The following is an 18066-nucleotide window of genomic DNA, read 5'->3' as shown; positions in this document are numbered from 1 at the left end:
GCGGCAAATCATGACATCACCTCGCGGGATGGGAGCGGCGGACGGGCGTTCGGGCCACGCTCAACTGCCAATAGTGTTCGGTGTTAAACACATCCTCGTAACCCTGCGGCCCGAACGCGCGTAACTGGCTTTCGTATGCAGCGACCGCCTCGCGTTTGAGCGACGCCTGGCGCTCCGCGTCGATCGTGTGATCAGCCGACGGATGGGCCGGCGTCGCCACGATGCCGCGTTGCTCCAGATCGTCGAGGCGCGCCTCCACGACGCCCGGCTGGCGCCGGTGGATCGCGTCCTCGTAGGCAAACCACGTCAGGTGCGACAGCCGCGGCAGGATTTCGCAGCAGGCGTCGTACACCAGCGCGTGATCGGCATGATGCAGACCGAGGGGCATCACCAGCGTGTTCGCGGTCGAGCGGTAAATGGTTTCTTCGAGCGCAGCCGCCAGCCTGCTGATCGACGGCGAGTCGAGATACTGGCCGTCGCGAAACGGCATCCTCACCGGGACCGCGTCGAGCAACTCGAGCGCACGATTGTCTTCCAGCGTACGCGCATTGACCGATTCGTGCGCGCTGGTAAATCCGGCCAGGCTGTCCCATTCAGTCTGCATATTTTGCTCGGGCGCTGCTGCGAAGACAGTGCAGACGACGGCATCGGGGTGGGTGGCGAGCAAGGCGCCGCAACTGAATACGGCGTCGTCGAAATGGGGCGAGACGATAAAAAGACGCGGATTGGTTTCGCTCATGGGAATTGCAATGGTTCTCGGACACGCGCGCGGGCGGCGGCATCCGGCATGACGACAGGAATTCGTCACATCAGCTTAGACCGTATTCTGGCCTATTGCGCGCAACCTGTTCCTGCCGCAAGGCGTGTGCCTGATCTGACGCGGCGTGCTGCTCGTAGCTGCGGCAAACGCCGCTTGCAGGTTCCCCCGCACACCCCGCTCGCAGGTTCCGCACAACCCGCTCATACGTCCAGCATACCCGCTCACAGGCCCTGCAGATCCTCGGGCGTATCCACATCGCGCAGAATGCCGGGATCGTCGACATCGAGCCGTGCGATCCGATGCGAGGCCAGCAAGTTACGCGCGCCGGTGTCGCCGTCGAGTCCCATCAGGGCATCACGATGCTCCGGGCCGAAGCCAACCGGGTGTCCGCGTTGGCCCTGATAAAACGGCACCACGATCGATGCGCCGCCGTCGAGAGAGCGCGCCACCGCTTCCACCGTCGTGACGGCAATGCGCGGCATATCGGCCAGCGCGACGATCCAGCCTTCCGAGTCGGCGCTGGCTTCGATGCCCGCGGCGAGGCTCGCGCCCATGCCGCGTTCGGCGTCGGTCGAGAACACCACGTCGCAGCCCGCGTCGTTCAGCATGCGGGCGAGCGCCTCTGACCCCGGCCGCACCACCGCGAGCACGCGCGTCACCACCAGCAGGAGTCGATGCGCTGCCTCGTGGGCGACCACGCCGCCGTCCGGCATGCGGGCGAGCAGCTTGTTGTGCAGGCCGTCCGGATCGAAGCGCGACCCGTAGCCGGCGGCAAGCAGCAGGCCGGTGGCGAGTGAGGCGTAGGCCATGGGGCGGCACCTGGAAAGGGGATGACGCCAATTGTGCGGTGCAACCGGCGAGCAGGCAAGCGGCAATGTGGCGGTGGCAATTGGCCAGTCCGAACGTGCCAGTACCACCCCGACATCAACGTCACGCCCACCGGTGTGCCAGCGCAAACGCGCCGGCGCAAACGTGCCAGCATAAACGCGTAACGCCGGCCGTTCGCTGCTCGATCCTGCCATACCCTTCTAGAAGGCTTCCCGAGCCAAAGCTGACCTTGTCAAACCCGGACCGGCGTCATCACCTTGTCGAGCGTGATCGGCAAGTCACGCACCCGGACGCCAGTGGCGTGATAAACCGCGTTCGCCAGCGCGGCCACCACACCGGTCAGTCCAATCTCGCCAATCCCGCGCACCCCGAGTGAATTGATATGAGGATCGGGCTCGTCGATAAAGCTGATGTCGAGCGTGCCGATATCCGCATTGACCGGCACGTGATACTCGGCGAGATTCATATTGACGAAGCGGCCATAGCGCTCATCCAGTAGCGTGTCTTCTTCGAACGTGGCGCCTATGCCCCACACCATGCCGCCCATCATCTGGCTGCGCGCGGTCTTCTGATTGAGAACGCGGCCTACGTCATACACGCCCACGATACGCGGCACCCGGATCGTGCCGAGGTCCGCATCCACATGGACCTCGGCGAACACCGCGCCGAACGAATGCATCGAATACTCGCTGCGCTCCTGGCCGGGCTTCACGCTCACCACGGTCTCGATGGGCTGGCCACCCGCGCGCGCGATAATCGCGGCCGCAGGATCGCGCTGGGACGGATTCGAGCGGCTCACCACCCAGCCGTTTTCCACGCTCGCATCGGACGGATCCATGCCATGCACTGGCGATGCGTTATCGGCCACCGCCAGCGAGATCAAACGGCTTCGCACCTGCATGCAGGCGTCGTGCACCGCCGGCGACACGCTCGCAGCAGACTGCGAGCCGCCCGAGCCGGGCGCTTGCGGCAGACTCGAATCGCCTAGCGCGAAGTGGATTTTTTCGGGCGGAAAGCCGAGCGCGTCGGCGCACACCTGGGTCATCACGGTGTAGGTGCCGGTGCCGAGATCCTGCGTACCGGAGGCGACCATCGCGGTTCCGTCGGGCAGGATGCGCGCAATCGCCGCAGCAGGGCTGCGGTTGGCGGGATACGTAGCGGTCGCCATGCCCAAGCCAATCAGCGTGTTGCCGGAGCGCATCGAACGCGGTGTCGAGGTGCGCCGCGACCAGCCGAATTTCTCCGCGCCAATCTCATAGCATTGACGTAGCGCCTTGCTCGAAAACGGCTTGTTCTCCTGCGGATCGACCTCCGCGTAGTTTTTCAGCCGCAGCGCGACGGGGTCCATCTTCAGCTTCCACGCGAGTTCGTCCATCGCGGATTCGATCGCGAACGAGCCGGTCGTCTCGCCAGGCGCGCGCATAAACGTCGGAGTGCCGAGGTTCAACTGCACGAGGCGGTGCGTCGTCACCTGATTCGGCACGGCGTAGAGCATGCGCGTGACCATGCAGCAGGTCTCGGTCCAGTCCTCGATCATCGACGTGTTCGAGAAGCTGTCATGTCGCATCGCCGTGAGCGTGCCGTCGTGGCGTGCGGCGAGCGTGAAGTGCTGCTCGGTACGCGGCCGCGCACCGACCGAACCGAACATCTGCGGGCGCGTTAGCACGAGACGCACCGGACGTCCGGTCTGCTTCGACGCCATCGCGCAGAGCATCACGTGCGACCAGGACGAACCTTTGCCACCGAAACCGCCGCCGATGAACGGCGAGATCACGCGCACGTCATCGGGCGATACGCCGAGCGTTTTCGCCACCGCGGTGCGCGCGCCGCTCACGCCCTGGGTGGAGTCGTATAGCGTCAGTTGCGGGCCATCCCAGTGCGCCATGGTGGCGTGCGGCTCCATGGGGTTGTGATGTTCGACCGGCGTCGTATAGACCTCATCGACGCGCACGATGCCGCTTGCCAGCCCCGCATCGAAGTCGCCGCGCTGCGTGTCGGTCTGGCGACCCTGCGGACTGATCGGCGCGTGCGCGTTCGCTTTGGCGCTGGTGAAATCGTGCGCGCCGGGCGTGGCCTGATAGGCGATGCGTACTTGCTGCGCGGCGTCGGTGGCACGTTCGAGCGTGTCGGCGACCACCACCGCTACCGGCTCGTTGCTGTAGTGAATCTGATTGTCCTGCAACAGCGACAGATGACGGCCGGCCGGCGGCGCCAGCGGCGGGCGCCCGCCGTTGGGCAGGCGCGGTGCGTTCTGATACGTCATCACCAGCAGCACGCCCGGCAGGGACTGCGCGCGGCTCGTGTCGATCGACGCAATGCTGCCGCTCGAGATGGTGCTCGTCACCAACACCGCGTGCGCAATGCGTGCCTCGGGGAATTCCGCAGCATAGCGGGCTTCGCCGGTGACTTTCAGCAGGCCGTCGGTGCGGTCCATCGGTTGACCGATCAGTGGGGCATTCGTGTTCACATTCGTAGTCATGCCACACCTCCCGTCCGGCCCGCGGCCTGATTCACGGCGCGCACGATTGAGCGTTGCGCGAGTTGCACCTTGAAGCGGTTGCCGCTGAGCGGCTGCGCCTCGCCCATCGCGGCCGCGGCGGCGTTGCGCAGCGCCGTGCTGGTGAGCGCCTGTCCCGTCAGCATCTGCTCCGCGATGCTCGCGCGCCACGGCTTATGTGCGACGCCGCCTAGCGCGATATGCACTGTCTTCACCGTATTGCCATCCATCTGCAGCGCCGCGGCCACTGAGACGAGCGCAAACGCGTAACTCGCGCGGTCGCGCACTTTCAGGTAGTGGGAATGCTCGCTAAACAGCGGGGGTGGCAGGTCAACCGCCGTGATCAGCTCGCCGGGCTGCAGCGTCGTATCCACTTCTGGTCGGTCAGCGGGCAGGCGGTGAAACTCTGCAATCGGAATCGTGCGCTCGCCACGCAGACTGCTCACGCGCACCACGGCATCGAGCGCCGCGAGTGCGACGCTCATATCAGACGGGTTCACGGCGACACATTGCGAACTGGCGCCGAGAATCGCGTGCGTGCGGTTTTGCCCTTCTATCGAAGCGCAGCCGCTGCCTGGCTGGCGCTTGTTGCATTGGGTAAAGGCCGTGTCGTAGAAGTAGCCGCAACGGGTGCGCTGCATCAGATTGCCGCCCACCGTTGCCATGTTGCGCAACTGCGGCGAAGCACCCGACAAAAAGGCCTGTGAGAGCAGCGGATATTGTTCGCGCACTAGCGCGTGATTGGCGGCGTCGCTGTTGCGCACCAGCGCGCCGATCCGCAGACCGCCGTCGGGCAGCGTGCCGATGGTGTCGAGCCCGCGCAGGTGCGTAATGTCGACGAGGTGCACGGGCTGCTCCACGCCGCCTTTCATCAGATCGAGCAGATTGGTGCCGCCGCCGATAAACATCGTGCCGGGTTGCTGCGCCGCGCGCAGCGCGCTGCTGACGTCCACAGCGCGTTCATAGGAAATCGCGTCCATGTCGGCGCTCCGTCAGGCGTTGCCGGAATTGCCGCCCTGCACGCTACGCACGGCGGCGACGATGTTGGCGTACGCGCCGCAGCGGCAGATGTTACCGCTCATGCGTTCGCGGATTTCGTCGTCAGAGAGTTGCGGCGGACGCATACGGACATCGGCGGTGACAGTGCTTGCGGTGCCGCTATTGAATTCGCTGAGCAGAGCTGTCGCGGAACAGATCTGCCCGGGCGTACAGTAGCCGCACTGGAACGCGTCGTGTTCGATGAAGGCGCGCTGGACCGGACTCAGCACACCGTTACCCGCAAGGCCTTCGACGGTCGTAATCGCTTCGCCTTCGTGCATCACCGCAAGTGTCAGACACGAGTTGATGCGCCGGCCTTCGATCAGCACGGTACACGCGCCGCATTGCCCGCGGTCGCAGCCTTTTTTGGTGCCCATCAGGCCGGCGTATTCGCGCAGCGCGTCGAGCAACGTCACGCGCGGCTCCAGTTGCAACGTGTAAGCGCGGCCGTTGACGCTGAGCGTGACCGGTCGCGGCGGCTCGGGTGCGCGCGTTTCTGCCGGTGGTGCGCTGGGTAATGAGGCGGCAGGCTGGGTCTGCGCGCGCACATGCGGCGCCACGCCGACCGTCGCGGCCGCGGCCGCGGATTGCAGGAAGCGCCGGCGCGAAGGTTGATTGGGCGTGGCATCGGGTTCTTCGTCCGAACCCGGAGGGACTCGATTCCTGGACATAACGTTCTGTTTGCTCCATGAAAGGTCGATGCAAACCCGCGACACGTCGGCAGTCCGATGCATGCGCGTACAGCGACTCAGCAGCAATTTCAATGCCCCGTCGGCGCAGCACGGTTGTGAGTAGCGCTTAACTATATGCAATGTAAGACAGGATCAGGCACCGCTGACCGGGGCAAAAGCGAAACACAGTGTTGTGCGATACAGCGGACCGCTTTGCAAGACCAGGATCTATGCCGCGGCCAACGCGGTCAAGGTCTCGCGCAACCACACGAGCGCCGGATCGGCGTGATTGCGTGGGTGCCAGGCGGCGAATGCGGTGAAGCCGCGCGCCTCGAACGGCAGATCGAAGACGTCGAGCCGTTCCAGATGGCGGGCGGCGAAACGCGAGGGCAGCGTCGAGACGTAATCGGTATGCGCCAGCAATTCGGGCACCAGCGTGAAATGCTGGACCGATACCGCGACCCTTCGTGCGCGTCCGAGCGCGTCGAGATGCTCGTCCATGAAGCCGTGAAAACTGCCGCCGCTCGTGGACGCCAGCACATGGTCCAGCGCGCAGTACGTATCCAGGTCTAGTGGCGCGGTGCCGCGCGGATGTCCCTTGCGCTGCACGAAGACGAAACGCTCGTCGAACAGTTTGCGGGCTTTCATCGACGCCGGAATCATCCGCTCGGAGCCGATCAGCAGATCGATTTCGCCGCGTTCGAGGCGCTCCGCCGTCGACGGCTGGTCCGCGACGATGAACGCGACCCGCACGCCGGGCCCGGCGAGTTCGGGCAGCCGCTCCATCAACGGCAGGCCGAGCACCGAGGTGCCGTTGTCGTTGGCGGCAATGACAAAGTGGCGTGTGTCCTTGTGCGGATCGAAGGCCGGCTGATGGCACACCACCACTTCCAGATTTTTCAGCGCCGCGTGCAACGGCTCCATCAATGCCAGTGCTCGCGCGCTGCGCGTCATGCCACGGCCGGTTTCGGCGGGAATCAGCAGCGGATCGCCGAAGATCTGCCGCAGTCGCGCAAGCTGCGTCGAAACCGCCGGCTGCGTCAGGTGCAGGCGCTCGGCGGCGCGGGTGACATTGGACTCGGCGAGCAAGGCGTCCAGCGACACCAGCAGGTTCAGATCGATGCCACGGAGATCAATCATGTTTATGGGTCGCATTCCAGTAATTGATTTCAAGAATACGTACCGGGCCCCTAGAGTTCAAGCATGCAACCGACCTGTGAATCTACTGAGGAGTCAAACATGAAAGCCTGGATGCTCGATGAACCCGGCCAGCCGTTGGCCCTGCGCGAAGTCACGCAACCGCAGCCGCGCCGTGGCGCGGTGCTGGTGCGCATGGAATCTGTGCCGCTCTTGAGTTACACGCGCAGTTATCTGGAAGGGAAGTTGCCGTATGCCTATCCGCCGGGACCGTTCTCGCCAGGGACCAATGGCGTCGGCCGGGTGGAGACAGTCGGCGAGGGCGTGGTGTCGTTGCGGGCCGGTCAACGCGTGGCCGTGAACCCCTACTGGGTCGCCGACGAAGCGGTACGCGAACCGGCGCAGGCGCTAATCGGGTTGACGGCGATCAGCGCCGACAGCGGCGCGCTAATGGCCGATTTCCCGCACGGCACGCTGCGCGAGTTCGCCGAATTTCCGGCCTCGACGCTGATTGCGCTGGACGGTCTGGACGACCAGCCGTCGGAGCGGCTGGCGGTGCTCGGCAAGTTCGCGGTGCCGTTCGGCGGGCTGCGGCGTGGCCGGCTGGCGGCAGGCGAGGTCGTCGTGGTGAACGGCGCGATCGGCTACTTCGGCTCGGCCGCGGTGCTGGCCGCGCTCGCCATGGGCGCGAGCCGGGTGGTGGCGCTCAGCAGGCGCGTGCAACCGCTGCAGAGCTTGATCGAACTCGGCAAGGGGCGGGTGGTGCCGGTCGTGTTGACGGGCGATGCCGAGCAGGACGTGGCGGCGATCCGCGCCGCATCAGGCGGCGGTGCCGATCTCGCGTTCGACATGGTCGGGCAGGCGACCGACCCGCATGCGACGCTCGCCGCGCTGCGCAGCTTGCGCCGGGGCGGACGACTGGTGCTGATGGGCAGCATGCAGGTGGATTTGCCGATTCGCTATCAGGAGATGTTGCTCAATAACTGGGAGCTGATCGGCAATTTCATGTACACGCGTGCTGACTATCTCGCGCTGGTCGCGTTGGTGGCTTCCGGCCAGTTGCCGCTCGATGCGGTGGAGTTGCAGGTGTACCCGTTTGCCGGGCTAGAAGCGGCGATCGATGCGGCAGGGCAGATGGCGGGCCTGCAGTGCACCGTGGTAGGCGCGGGGCAAGCCTGGGTTTGATGCGTTGCCCATCCGCGCGCGACGCAGCACGTCTGATGCTGCGTCGCGTCGGCATTTAGCGGTGGGCGTTACAAGGCTAAGCTACGTTCAATGCGAGTGGCGCGGCACCTCGGCGCCACGGCAACCCACCAGGAAGTCGAAGTCGCAGCCCTGGTCGGCTTGCAGAACATGCTCGACGTAAAGCTGGCGATAGCCGCTCGAATCCGCCGGACTCTTCTGCTGCACTTCCGCCCAATCGGCCAGACGGGCCGTCAGCTCTTCCGCGCTGATGTCCAGGTGAAGGCGTCCAGCGTGGCAATCCAGTTCGATCCAGTCGCCTTCGCGGACTACCGCGAGCGGGCCGCCCGCGCGCGCTTCCGGCGAGACGTGCAGCACAACGGTGCCGTAGGCGGTGCCGCTCATGCGCGCATCCGACACCCGAACCATGTCCGTCACGCCTTGTGCGAGTAATTTCGGCGGCAAGCCCATGTTGCCCACCTCAGCCATGCCCGGATAACCTTTCGGTCCGCAATTCTTCATGACAAGCACGGAGTCGGCCGTTACGTCGAGATCGGGGTCGCCGATGCGCGCCTTGTAGTCGTCGAAGTTCTCGAATACCACGGCGCGGCCGCGGTGCTTGAGCAGGGCGGGCGTGGCGGCAGAGGGCTTGAGCACCGCGCCGTTCGGCGCGAGGTTGCCGCGCACGATGCACAGGCCGCCATCTGCGAGAAGCGGCTTGTCCAGAGGACGAATCACTTCATCGTTATAGATCGGCGCTTCCTTGTTGTTGTCCCACAGTGACTGGCCGTTCGCAGTCAACGCATCCGGATGCGGCAGCAGGCCTGCTTCGCCGAGGCGCTTCAGCACGGCCGGCAAACCGCCTGCGTAATAGAACTCCTCCATCAGGTAGCGGCCCGAGGGTTGCAGGTCGACGAGCGTGGGCGTGCCGCGGCCTACGCGCGTCCAGTCGTCCAGTTCCAGCTGAACGCCGATGCGCCCGGCAATCGCTTTCAGATGGATCGCCGCATTGGTCGAACCACCAATCGCCGCATTCACGCGGATGGCGTTCTCGAACGCCTCACGCGTCAACAGCTTCGACAGACGCAGGTCTTCGAGCGCCATCTCGACGATGCGCATGCCCGACATATGAGCGAGCACGTAGCGGCGCGCGTCAACGGCGGGAATCGCCGCGTTGTGCGGCAACGTGACGCCCAGGGCTTCGGCCATGCAGGCCATCGTCGAGGCGGTGCCCATCGTGTTGCAGGTCCCTGCCGAACGCGACATGCCGGCTTCCGCGGACATGAATTCATGCAGCGAAATCTTGCCGGCCTTCACCTGTTCGCTGAGCTGCCAGACGACCGTGCCCGAGCCAATGTCGCGGCCTTGGTGCTTGCCGTTGAGCATCGGTCCGCCGCTCACCATGATGGCGGGCACATCGCAACTCGCCGCGCCCATCAGGAGCGCCGGCGTGGTCTTGTCACAGCCCGCGAGCAGCACGACCGCGTCGATCGGATTGCCGCGGATCGATTCCTCCACATCCATGCTCGCGAGGTTGCGCGTAAACATGGCAGTGGGGCGCAGATTCGATTCGCCGTTCGAGAAGACTGGAAACTCTACCGGGAATCCACCCGCTTCGAACACGCCGCGTTTGACGTGCTCGGCGATCTTGCGGAAGTGCGCGTTGCACGGCGTCAACTCCGACCACGTGTTACAGATTCCGATGATCGGTTTGCCCTGAAACTCATGATCAGGGATACCCTGATTCTTCATCCAGCTGCGGTACATGAAGCCGTTCTTGTCGGCCGAACCGAACCACTGCGCCGAGCGCAGCGCTCGTTTTTTGTCTGGCATGGTGCCCTCCTGATCCCACATTATAGTAAGACTATTTAGCGCGTTCACTAGGGTATTCACGGATATTTGCGCCAAATCGCGCGCAATATAGTGTGACTATTAAAAAAGTGATGGTGAACGGGTGCGACCTCGGTAGAGGAAGCGCGTCCGGATGCAGCGTGACAATCATTGAGGCCGAAACATGGCGAAGCAAATTTCGATAGGCATCGTGGGCGTGGGCAAGATCGCACGCGATCAGCACTTGCCGGCTATCGCGGCAAACGAGGGATTTGATCTCGTCGCGGGCGCGAGCCGCAACGCGCAGGTTGACGGCCTGCGCAACTACAAGACGGTTCAGGAGATGCTTGCGGCCGAGCCTGAGCTGGAAGCCGTTTCGCTGTGCGCGACCCCGCAAGTGCGCTTCGAGCAGGCCCGCGACGCACTCGTCGCGGGCAAGCATGTCATGCTGGAGAAACCGCCGGGCGCGAGCGTCGTTGAGGTGACCCTGCTCGCCGAGCTTGCCAAAGAGCACGGTCGAAGCCTGTTCGCGTCGTGGCATTCCCGCTATGCACCTGGCGTCGAGACTGCTCGCACATGGCTCACGGCGCGTGTGATCAAGTCAGTGCAGGTGCTGTGGAAAGAGGATGTCCGCAAGTGGCATCCGAATCAGGACTGGATCTGGCAACCGGGCGGACTGGGCATCTTCGATCCGGGTATCAATGCGTTGTCGATCATGACGCGCATCCTGCCGCGCGCATTTTTCCTGAAGTCCGCCGAACTGTGGGTGCCGTCCAACCGGCAGACGCCGATTGCCGCCAACCTGAATTTCACCGACGACCACGATACGCCGGTCCGCGCCGAGTTCGACTGGCGCCATGGTCCCGAAGAATTGTGGCAGATCGAGGTGACGACCGGCGACGGCGTTCTGCGTCTCTCGCAGGGGGGCAAGCAGTTGCACATCGACGGCGCCGCCGTGGACGTTGGCCCGGAACGCGAATACCCCGGCTTGTACGAGCGGTTTTATGAGTTGATCACCTCCGGTCAGAGCGACGTGGATCTCCGGCCGCTTGAGCACGTGGCCGATGCTTTGCTGCTAGGTCACCGGCACGCGGTGGACCCCTTCGTCGAATAAACGACGCCGCTAAAAATCACACGCAGTCAAACTTAAGTTATTAATTTTAGGAGACCTACATGAACCAGAAGCTTCGCCGTTTGACCCTGTCCGCCATCGCGGCGGCTGTCCTCGTGGTACCGTTCGCGGCCCAGGTTTCGGTGCGCGCAGATGAACCGCTCAAGATCGGCTTTCTGGTGAAGATGCCGGAACAGGCATGGTTCATCAACGAACAGAAAGCCGCGACCGCGCTCGGTCAGAAGGATGGCTTCTCGGTGGTGAACATCGGCACGCCGGACGGCGAAAAGGTGCTGGCTGCGATCGATAACCTCGGCGCACAAGGCGCAAAAGGCTTTGTGATCTGCGCGCCTGATGTGCGGCTCGGACCGGCCATCGAGGCACGCGCCAAGCGCTACAACATGAAGTTCGTCACCGTCGACGATCAACTGGTGGACTCCACCGGCAAGCCGCTCGCAGACGTGCCACACCTCGGGATGTCGGCCTTCAAGATCGGCAATCAGGTGGGCCAGGCGATCTCGGATGAAATGAAGCGTCGCGGCTGGAAGCCGGAAGAAGTCGGCGCGTTGCGCATTACGAGCAACGAACTGCCGACGGCCCGGCTGCGCACCGACGGCGCCACGCAGTCACTGCTCGCCAACGGATTCAAGAAAGATAACATTTTCGACGCACCGCAAAAGACGACTGATGACGAAGGCGGCTTCAACGCAGCGTCGCCTGTGCTCGCGCAGCATCCGAACATCAAGAAGTGGGTGATCTACGCGCTCAACGAAGAGACCGTGCTGGGCGGCGTGCGCGCAACCGAGCAACTGCATATCCCCGCCTCCGATGTGATCGGCGTCGGCATCAATGGTGCTGGCGAAGCGTTCGCCGAATTCCAGAAGAAACAGCCGACCGGCTTCTACGGCACGATCGCCGTCAGCTCGACGAACCACGGCAAGGACAGCACGGAGAACCTCGTCGACTGGATCAAGACGGGTAAGCAGCCGCCTGCAGACACGCAGACCACGGGCAAGCTGATGGTGCGCAGCAACTGGGAAGACGTGCGCAAAGAACTCGGTATCTAAGAGTTCGAATTAGCGTTCGCGTGAGCATGCCAGCGTGATTGGCAACGCTCACGGCGCGGGCGGCGGTACAGCGAAGGTTTAACGTACCGGCCCGCGGGTTGTGTTCACCAGCAAGAGGCATTCGATGACGGTTTCTCAACCAGACGCAGCGCATCTGGGCTCCAGTGCCGCTGCGTCCGCCACTGTGTCCACCGGTTTTTCCGCGGACACTGAGGCGTATCTCCAGCTTGCCGGCATCACCGTGCAGTTTCCGGGTGTGCTCGCGCTCGACCAGGTCTCGCTCGACGTGCGGCGTGGCGAAGTGCATGGCCTGATGGGCGAAAACGGCGCCGGCAAATCCACGCTGTTGAAGGTGCTGTCCGGCGTGAATCAACCGGCGGCGGGCACGCTCTCGCTGAACGGCGCGGTGCAGCAGTTCACCACGACCAAGGCCGCGATCGAGGCCGGCATTGCGATCATCTATCAGGAATTGCATCTGGTGCCGGAACTGACGGTGGCGGAAAACCTGATGCTTGGCGCGCTGCCCAACCGCTTCGGTGTACTGGACGAAAAAGCGCTGCTGGCGCGCGCCATGCGCGAGCTCGAGCGACTCGGCGAGAAAATCGATCCGTCGCAGCAGGTCAAGCATCTGTCCATCGGTCAGCGCCAGATGATCGAGATCGGCAAGGCGTTGATGCGCGATGCCCGAGTGATTGCGTTCGACGAGCCGACCAGTTCACTGTCGTCGCGTGAAACAACGCAGCTTTTCCGTATCATCCGCGCGCTGAAGGCGGAAGGGCGCGCCATCATCTACGTGACGCATCGCATGGAGGAAGTCTACGAACTCTGCGATCGCGTGACGGTGTTTCGCGATGGGCACCATATCGATACGTTCGAAGCAGGTGCAGGACTTGATCGCGACCGCCTGATCAGTTGCATGGTGGGCCGTTCGATTGCCGACGTCTACGGCTACCGGCCGCGCCCCACAGGCGATGTGCAACTCGAGGTGAAGGGGCTGATGGGACCGGGTCTCAAGGAGCCCGCATCGTTTTCCGCGCGCGCGGGTGAGATTGTCGGTTTCTTTGGCCTCGTGGGCGCGGGCCGATCCGAATTGATGAAGCTGATCTACGGTGCGGTGAAACCGGGCGCCGGCGAGATCATGCTGAAAGGCAAGCAAGTACGCTTTACGACGCCACGCGATGCTGTGCGAGCGGGCGTCGCGCTGTGCCCGGAAGATCGTAAGCAGGAAGGCATCGTCTCGATCGCGTCGGTCTCGGACAACCTGAATATCAGCTGCCGCCGGCATTTTAGCCGCTTCAACGTGCTCAACAGCCGCAAGGAAGCGCAGACCGCGAAGGATTTCATTGCCAAGCTGGCAATCAAGACGCGCAATGGCGAGACGCCCATCGGCACGCTCTCCGGCGGCAATCAGCAGAAGGTGATCCTATCGCGCTGGCTCGCCGAGGAGATTGACGTGTTCCTGATGGATGAGCCGACTCGCGGCATTGACGTGGGCGCGCGCAGTGAAATTTATGGCCTGCTCTATGCGTTGGCCGAAGCAGGTCGCACGGTCATCGTCGTATCGAGCGATCTGGCGGAAGTGATTGGTATCGCGGATCGGGTGCTGGTGATGAAGGAAGGCCGCATCGTCGGCGATTTGCCGAAAGCACAGGCGACGCCCGACGCGCTGATCAAGCTCGCCCTCCCGCGCTGAGGCCGGACTCACGGAATGGAAACAGACACAATGCAAACACAAGATCAACCTACTAATACCGCTGCTGCGAATGCGGCCAGCGTGGCCGCGCGTCCGCGTGCCATGCAGGCGTGGGACTTTATCAACAAGTCAGGCATTGTGATGGTCTTCATCATACTGTTTGGCGCGTTATCCCTGACGGTGCCGGATTTCATCAGCTCACGCAATATTCAGGGTCTGCTGCTCTCGGTGACGCTGATCGGTTCGATCTCCGTCACCATGATGTTCGTGCTGGCGCTGGGTGAAGTGGACTTGTCGGTGGCGTCTATCGTCGCGTTCTCCGGCGTCGTGGCTTCGACATTGATCACCGCGACGCACAGCGTGACGCTCGGTATTGCCGGGGGCGTGCTGGCAGGCGGCGCTGTTGGCCTCGTGAACGGCGTGCTCGTGGCTCGCTACGAGATCAACTCGCTAATCGTGACGCTGGCCATGATGGAAGTGGTGCGGGGTTTGGCGTACATCACGTCGAACGGCGACGCGGTGATGATTTCCGAAGAAAGCTTCTTCGACCTGGGCGGTGGCTCGTTCCTCGGCATTTCGTATCCGATCTGGAGCAACATCGTCGGCTTTGTGCTGTTCGGATTCCTGCTCAGAAAGACCGTGTTCGGCAAGAACGTGCTGGCCGTTGGCGGCAATAGCGAAGCTGCGCGGCTTGCGGGGTTGCCTGTCACGCGCATCAAGATCGTGGTGTTCGTGCTGCAAGGTCTGGTCACCGGTTTTGCCGGCGTGATGCTCGCATCGCGGATGAGCCTTGGGGATCCGAAGACGTCGGTCGGGCTCGAGCTCGGCGTGATTTCGGCCTGTGTGCTCGGCGGCGTGTCGTTGACCGGTGGCGTCGCGACGATCTCCGGCGTGCTCGTCGGCGTGCTGATCATGGGTTCGGTGCAGGATGCCATGAGCCTCTTGAACGTGCCGACCTTCTATCAATACCTGATCCGCGGCGGCATTCTGTTGCTCGCGGTGTTGTTCGACCGGTACCGGCGCAGCAAGCGGGTGGGGTGATTGCGTTTTCCGCCGCGCCGTCATACGGCGTGGCGGCCCCGTCATTGCACGCCGACACAGAACTCAAAAAAAGAATAACGGGGAAACACAACATGTTCAGAAACACCAGTATCCGCGGGAACATCACGTTCGTCATCACGGCCTTCGTCGTGATCCTGTTGATCGTGATCGGTGTCAGCGTCGGCATGCTCAAGCTCAGCAATGACGGCATGAGCAAGATGTACGAGGAGGACACCCGGATCCTGGTGGAGCTGAAGACCAGCAGTGAACTGCTGCAACGCGTGCGCGTATCGCTCGACAGCTACCACGCGCTCTATGGCATCGGCGACCCCGAACCGCAGTTGCTCGCCAACGCGCGCGAGGATATCAAGGAGTCCGACCGGCAATTCGCCGACTATCTCGCACACCAGCCGTCCGATCAAGCGGTAAGGGATTTATCGACGCAGTTGCAGGGCAAGCGCAGCGCCTTCGTCAAACAGGCGGTGCTGCCCGCTTTCGATGCCCTTGAACAGATGGACTTCAGCGCCTTCAAGGCACTGCAAGGCAAGGACACCAAGGCCTTGTCCGACGCCTACCAGGGTGCGATGTCTGGCCTCGAAAATGTGCTCACCGAACGGCAAAAGGCGCGCTATACCGATGCGCAGGGGCGTTTTCGCTCCATGGTCAGCGTGCTTGGCGCAGTGGCGCTCGTTGCGCTGTTGCTGGGCTTTCTTGCGCGGCGCGTGTTGATCAGTGCCGTCGTACAACCGCTTACGCACATGATTCGGCATTTTGAAGAGATTGCCTCTGGCGACCTGCGCGCCAGGATTACGGTCAAGAGCCAGAATGAAATGGGCGCGGTGTTCGCCGGGCTCAAGAAAATGCAGCACGCTCTCGTCACCACGGTTGCGACGGTGCGCAGCAGTACGGAATCGATCAACGTCGGTGCACAGGAAATCGCCAGCGGGAATAGCGACCTGTCGCATCGCACTGAGCAACAGGCTGCGTCGCTCGAACGCACTGCGTCCAGCATGGAACAACTCACGTCGACGGTGAAGCAGAACGCGGACAACGCTCGTCAGGCCAATACGCTCGCGTTGAGCGCCTCGGATACGGCAGTGCTTGGTGGCCAGGTGGTCGGCAATGTCGTCGAGACCATGCAGGGGATTTCCACGCACTCGCGCAAGATTGCCGAGATCATCGGGGTGATCGACGGCATCGCTTTCCAGACCAATATCCTCGCGCTGAACGCGGCCGTCGAAGCCGCGCGTGCAGGCGCGCATGGACGTGGTTTCGCAGTTGTCGCAAGTGAGGTCCGCAATCTCGCGCAACGCAGCGCTTCGGCTGCGCGGGAGATCAAGCAACTGATCAACGACTCGGTGGGGCAAATTGCGCAGGGCTCGGCGCTTGCCGAACGCGCGGGTTCGACGATGAACGACGTCGTCAATTCAGTGCAGAAGGTGACGGCGATCATCGCCGAAATCTCGCACGCCGCCGGCGAGCAAAGCAAGGGGATCGAGCAGGTGAGTCTTGCCGTGACGGAGATGGATCAGACCACACAGCAGAACTCGGCGCTCGTCGAGCAGGCGGCAGCGGCTTCGCAGTCGCTGGAAGAGCAGGCGGCACGGCTGATGGAAGCCGTGTCCGTATTCAAGGTTGCGGCTGCCTGACAGCACCCGCGAGCACCCGCGAGCACCCGCGAGCACCCGCGAGCACCCGCGAGCACCCGCGCTCGCGCGACGATAGACACCACGCGAGCGCGCATAGCCTGTTACTGCTGATCGCGCTCAGTCGATACCGTGAAACACCGCATCGTCCGGGCCCAGATACGCCGGCGGACGCCATGCCGCATCGCGCATGGAGTGTTGAACCAGTTTTTCGACACCAAGCAGCACCGCGAAAATCGCCATCCGCACCGGGATACCGTTGTCGGTCTGGCGGAAGATGGCGAGACGCGAATCGTGATTCAGGTCGACGCTCAGGTCGTTGGCGCCCGGCCGGCTGTCGCGCGGCAGCGGGTGCATGATCAGCGTATCGAGTCCGCACACGCTGTCGACCAGTGCCTGGTTGATCTGGAAGTCCGGCGTGTAGCCTTCGAACGATTCGTCAGCAAAACGCTCTTTCTGGATGCGCGTGGCGTACACCACGTCCGCGCCGCGCAGGCCCGCTTTCAGGTCGTGAGTCTGCTCGATCACATGATCGTTGCGCGAGATCTGCTCGACGATGTAGCTGGGCATTTCCAGCGAAGGCGGCGAGATCAGCGTGAACTTGATGCCGCGATACAGCGCCAGCAGTTTGACGAGCGAGTGCACGGTGCGCCCGTACTTGAGGTCGCCGACCATCGCGATATGCGCACCGTCGACAATCTTGCCGAGGCGCGAGAATTCGCGTTGGATCGTGTACAGGTCCAGCAGCGCCTGACTCGGATGCTCGCCGGGGCCGTCGCCGCCGTTGATGACCGGCACGTTGGTGGCGCGCGCGAATTCGGCCACCGAGCCTTGTTCCGGATGGCGGATCACCAGTGCGTCGACGTAGCCGCTCATCACGCGGCTGGTGTCGTAGATCGACTCGCCCTTGGCCATTGAAGAGAACGTGAAACCCGTGGTGTCGCACACCGAGCCGCCGAGCCGGCAGAACGCTGCGCCGAAACTCACGCGCGTGCGGGTGCTGGCTTCGAAGAACAGGTTGCCAAGCACCGCGCCTTCGAGCACGCGGGAGATTTTGCGGCGCCGCGCGATGGGCTGCATGATGTCCGCGACGCGAAACAGGGCTTCGACGGAGTCGCGCGAGAACTGATCGACCGACAGCAACTGCGGCTTGCCCTCGAACAGCATCTGGCTGGCGAGCGATTGCGAGTCTACGCTTTGCGTATATTTGTCGCCAGGTTCGCCGTTCACGACGATTTCCGACACGAACCGCTCGACAATCTCCGGCATCGCCCGCGATTCCGCCGAATCGTCCGGCAGCAGCCATGTGTCCAAAGCCCGGCGCGATACGCCGATGCGGCTCGCGAAGGTGTCGCGGGTCATGTTCAGGCGACGCATGGCGTCGCGGAGGAAGGCTTGTTGCGGGACGCTCATGCAGGTCACCTCTCGGTCAGGTTAATGTACGCGGTGCGTATATTAGTTCGACGACGGGAGAAGTCAAGCAATTTTGAGATTTTCGCCAATGCCGGTTACACTGCCGGACATGGAAACCGGCCACATGCTCCGCTCAACCGCTACCCGCCTCG

At 63.3% G+C, this 18066-nt stretch carries 14 protein-coding genes; 6 read left to right on the top strand and 8 right to left on the bottom strand.

All coding sequences use genetic code 11. The features are described 5' to 3' along the window. Window positions 1-16: 16 nt before the first annotated feature. The 6 genes from P3T40_RS08130 to P3T40_RS08105 form a co-directional block, all read right to left on the bottom strand. Window positions 17-739 carry a PIG-L deacetylase family protein gene (locus P3T40_RS08130; RefSeq protein WP_429267172.1) on the bottom strand — a complete coding sequence of 241 codons (723 nt, stop codon included), beginning with the start codon at window positions 737-739 and terminating at the stop codon, window positions 17-19. 242 nt (window positions 740-981) lie between these two features. Continuing rightward, window positions 982-1569, bottom strand: coding sequence for a nucleotidyltransferase family protein (locus P3T40_RS08125; RefSeq protein ID WP_429267171.1), 588 nt, complete (start codon window positions 1567-1569; stop codon window positions 982-984). A 251-nt stretch (window positions 1570-1820) separates the two neighbouring features. Further along, window positions 1821-4067 (bottom strand): xanthine dehydrogenase family protein molybdopterin-binding subunit, encoded by a 2247-nt coding sequence (locus P3T40_RS08120; protein WP_429267170.1) that lies wholly within the window; start codon window positions 4065-4067, stop codon window positions 1821-1823. After that, entirely contained in the window at window positions 4064-5065 is a 1002-nt protein-coding gene (locus P3T40_RS08115) for an FAD binding domain-containing protein (RefSeq protein WP_429267169.1), read from the bottom strand. The genes P3T40_RS08120 and P3T40_RS08115 overlap by 4 nt, the downstream gene beginning before the upstream one ends. Window positions 5066-5077: 12 nt before the next feature. Next, on the bottom strand, window positions 5078-5794 hold the full coding sequence (locus P3T40_RS08110; protein WP_429267168.1) for a 2Fe-2S iron-sulfur cluster-binding protein: 717 nt from the start codon (window positions 5792-5794) through the stop codon (window positions 5078-5080). Window positions 5795-6022: 228 nt separating this feature from the next. Next, the gene (locus P3T40_RS08105) at window positions 6023-6934 is read right to left on the bottom strand and encodes a LysR family transcriptional regulator (protein WP_429267167.1); all 912 of its coding nucleotides are present in this window, start codon (window positions 6932-6934) and stop codon (window positions 6023-6025) included. A 99-nt stretch (window positions 6935-7033) separates the two neighbouring features. Here P3T40_RS08105 and P3T40_RS08100 point away from each other — a divergent pair, with 99 nt between their 5' ends. Next, the gene (locus P3T40_RS08100; protein ID WP_429267166.1) at window positions 7034-8116 is read left to right on the top strand and encodes a zinc-binding dehydrogenase; all 1083 of its coding nucleotides are present in this window, start codon (window positions 7034-7036) and stop codon (window positions 8114-8116) included. Between the two features lie 87 nt (window positions 8117-8203). Here P3T40_RS08100 and P3T40_RS08095 read toward each other — a convergent pair whose 3' ends face one another. Continuing rightward, entirely contained in the window at window positions 8204-9946 is a 1743-nt protein-coding gene (locus P3T40_RS08095; protein ID WP_429267165.1) for an IlvD/Edd family dehydratase, read from the bottom strand. A gap of 181 nt (window positions 9947-10127) precedes the next feature. Here P3T40_RS08095 and P3T40_RS08090 point away from each other — a divergent pair, with 181 nt between their 5' ends. The 5 genes from P3T40_RS08090 (at window position 10128) to P3T40_RS08070 (ending at window position 16504) form a co-directional block, all read left to right on the top strand. Then, complete coding sequence (locus P3T40_RS08090) at window positions 10128-11057, top strand: Gfo/Idh/MocA family protein (protein WP_429267164.1); 930 nt, start codon at window positions 10128-10130, stop codon at window positions 11055-11057. A 59-nt stretch (window positions 11058-11116) separates the two neighbouring features. Beyond that, a complete protein-coding gene (locus P3T40_RS08085; protein ID WP_429267163.1) occupies window positions 11117-12121 on the top strand; it encodes an arabinose ABC transporter substrate-binding protein in 1005 nt (334 codons plus the stop codon). Between the two features lie 124 nt (window positions 12122-12245). Further along, window positions 12246-13814: an L-arabinose ABC transporter ATP-binding protein AraG gene (araG, locus tag P3T40_RS08080; RefSeq protein ID WP_429267162.1), complete on the top strand. Its 1569-nt coding sequence runs from the start codon at window positions 12246-12248 to the stop codon at window positions 13812-13814. A gap of 30 nt (window positions 13815-13844) precedes the next feature. Continuing rightward, window positions 13845-14855, top strand: coding sequence for an L-arabinose ABC transporter permease AraH (gene araH, locus P3T40_RS08075; protein WP_429267161.1), 1011 nt, complete (start codon window positions 13845-13847; stop codon window positions 14853-14855). Between the two features lie 92 nt (window positions 14856-14947). Continuing rightward, a complete protein-coding gene (locus P3T40_RS08070) occupies window positions 14948-16504 on the top strand; it encodes a methyl-accepting chemotaxis protein (protein ID WP_429267160.1) in 1557 nt (518 codons plus the stop codon). Between the two features lie 117 nt (window positions 16505-16621). Here the strand turns inward: P3T40_RS08070 and P3T40_RS08065 are convergent, their stop codons facing one another. Next, window positions 16622-17914 carry an aspartate carbamoyltransferase gene (locus P3T40_RS08065; protein WP_429267159.1) on the bottom strand — a complete coding sequence of 431 codons (1293 nt, stop codon included), beginning with the start codon at window positions 17912-17914 and terminating at the stop codon, window positions 16622-16624. Window positions 17915-18066 lie beyond the last annotated feature (152 nt).

It is taken from the genome of Paraburkholderia sp. EB58, assembly GCF_050436665.1.
GTDB lineage: Bacteria > Pseudomonadota > Gammaproteobacteria > Burkholderiales > Burkholderiaceae > Paraburkholderia.
Note: the sequence above shows the minus strand (reverse complement) of the source record. Positions and strands in the feature narration are given on the sequence as shown.

What these genes read in the sequence shown, in the direction of transcription:
- P3T40_RS08130 (WP_429267172.1), bottom strand. Translation starts at nt 739, where the DNA reads ATGAGCGAAACCAATCCGCGTCTTTTTATCGTCTCGCCCCATTTCGAC.
- P3T40_RS08125 (WP_429267171.1), bottom strand. Translation starts at nt 1,569, where the DNA reads ATGGCCTACGCCTCACTCGCCACCGGCCTGCTGCTTGCCGCCGGCTAC.
- P3T40_RS08120 (WP_429267170.1), bottom strand. Translation starts at nt 4,067, where the DNA reads ATGACTACGAATGTGAACACGAATGCCCCACTGATCGGTCAACCGATG.
- P3T40_RS08115 (WP_429267169.1), bottom strand. Translation starts at nt 5,065, where the DNA reads ATGGACGCGATTTCCTATGAACGCGCTGTGGACGTCAGCAGCGCGCTG.
- P3T40_RS08110 (WP_429267168.1), bottom strand. Translation starts at nt 5,794, where the DNA reads ATGTCCAGGAATCGAGTCCCTCCGGGTTCGGACGAAGAACCCGATGCC.
- P3T40_RS08105 (WP_429267167.1), bottom strand. Translation starts at nt 6,934, where the DNA reads ATGATTGATCTCCGTGGCATCGATCTGAACCTGCTGGTGTCGCTGGAC.
- P3T40_RS08100 (WP_429267166.1), top strand. Translation starts at nt 7,034, where the DNA reads ATGAAAGCCTGGATGCTCGATGAACCCGGCCAGCCGTTGGCCCTGCGC.
- P3T40_RS08095 (WP_429267165.1), bottom strand. Translation starts at nt 9,946, where the DNA reads ATGCCAGACAAAAAACGAGCGCTGCGCTCGGCGCAGTGGTTCGGTTCG.
- P3T40_RS08090 (WP_429267164.1), top strand. Translation starts at nt 10,128, where the DNA reads ATGGCGAAGCAAATTTCGATAGGCATCGTGGGCGTGGGCAAGATCGCA.
- P3T40_RS08085 (WP_429267163.1), top strand. Translation starts at nt 11,117, where the DNA reads ATGAACCAGAAGCTTCGCCGTTTGACCCTGTCCGCCATCGCGGCGGCT.
- araG (WP_429267162.1), top strand. Translation starts at nt 12,246, where the DNA reads ATGACGGTTTCTCAACCAGACGCAGCGCATCTGGGCTCCAGTGCCGCT.
- araH (WP_429267161.1), top strand. Translation starts at nt 13,845, where the DNA reads ATGCAAACACAAGATCAACCTACTAATACCGCTGCTGCGAATGCGGCC.
- P3T40_RS08070 (WP_429267160.1), top strand. Translation starts at nt 14,948, where the DNA reads ATGTTCAGAAACACCAGTATCCGCGGGAACATCACGTTCGTCATCACG.
- P3T40_RS08065 (WP_429267159.1), bottom strand. Translation starts at nt 17,914, where the DNA reads ATGAGCGTCCCGCAACAAGCCTTCCTCCGCGACGCCATGCGTCGCCTG.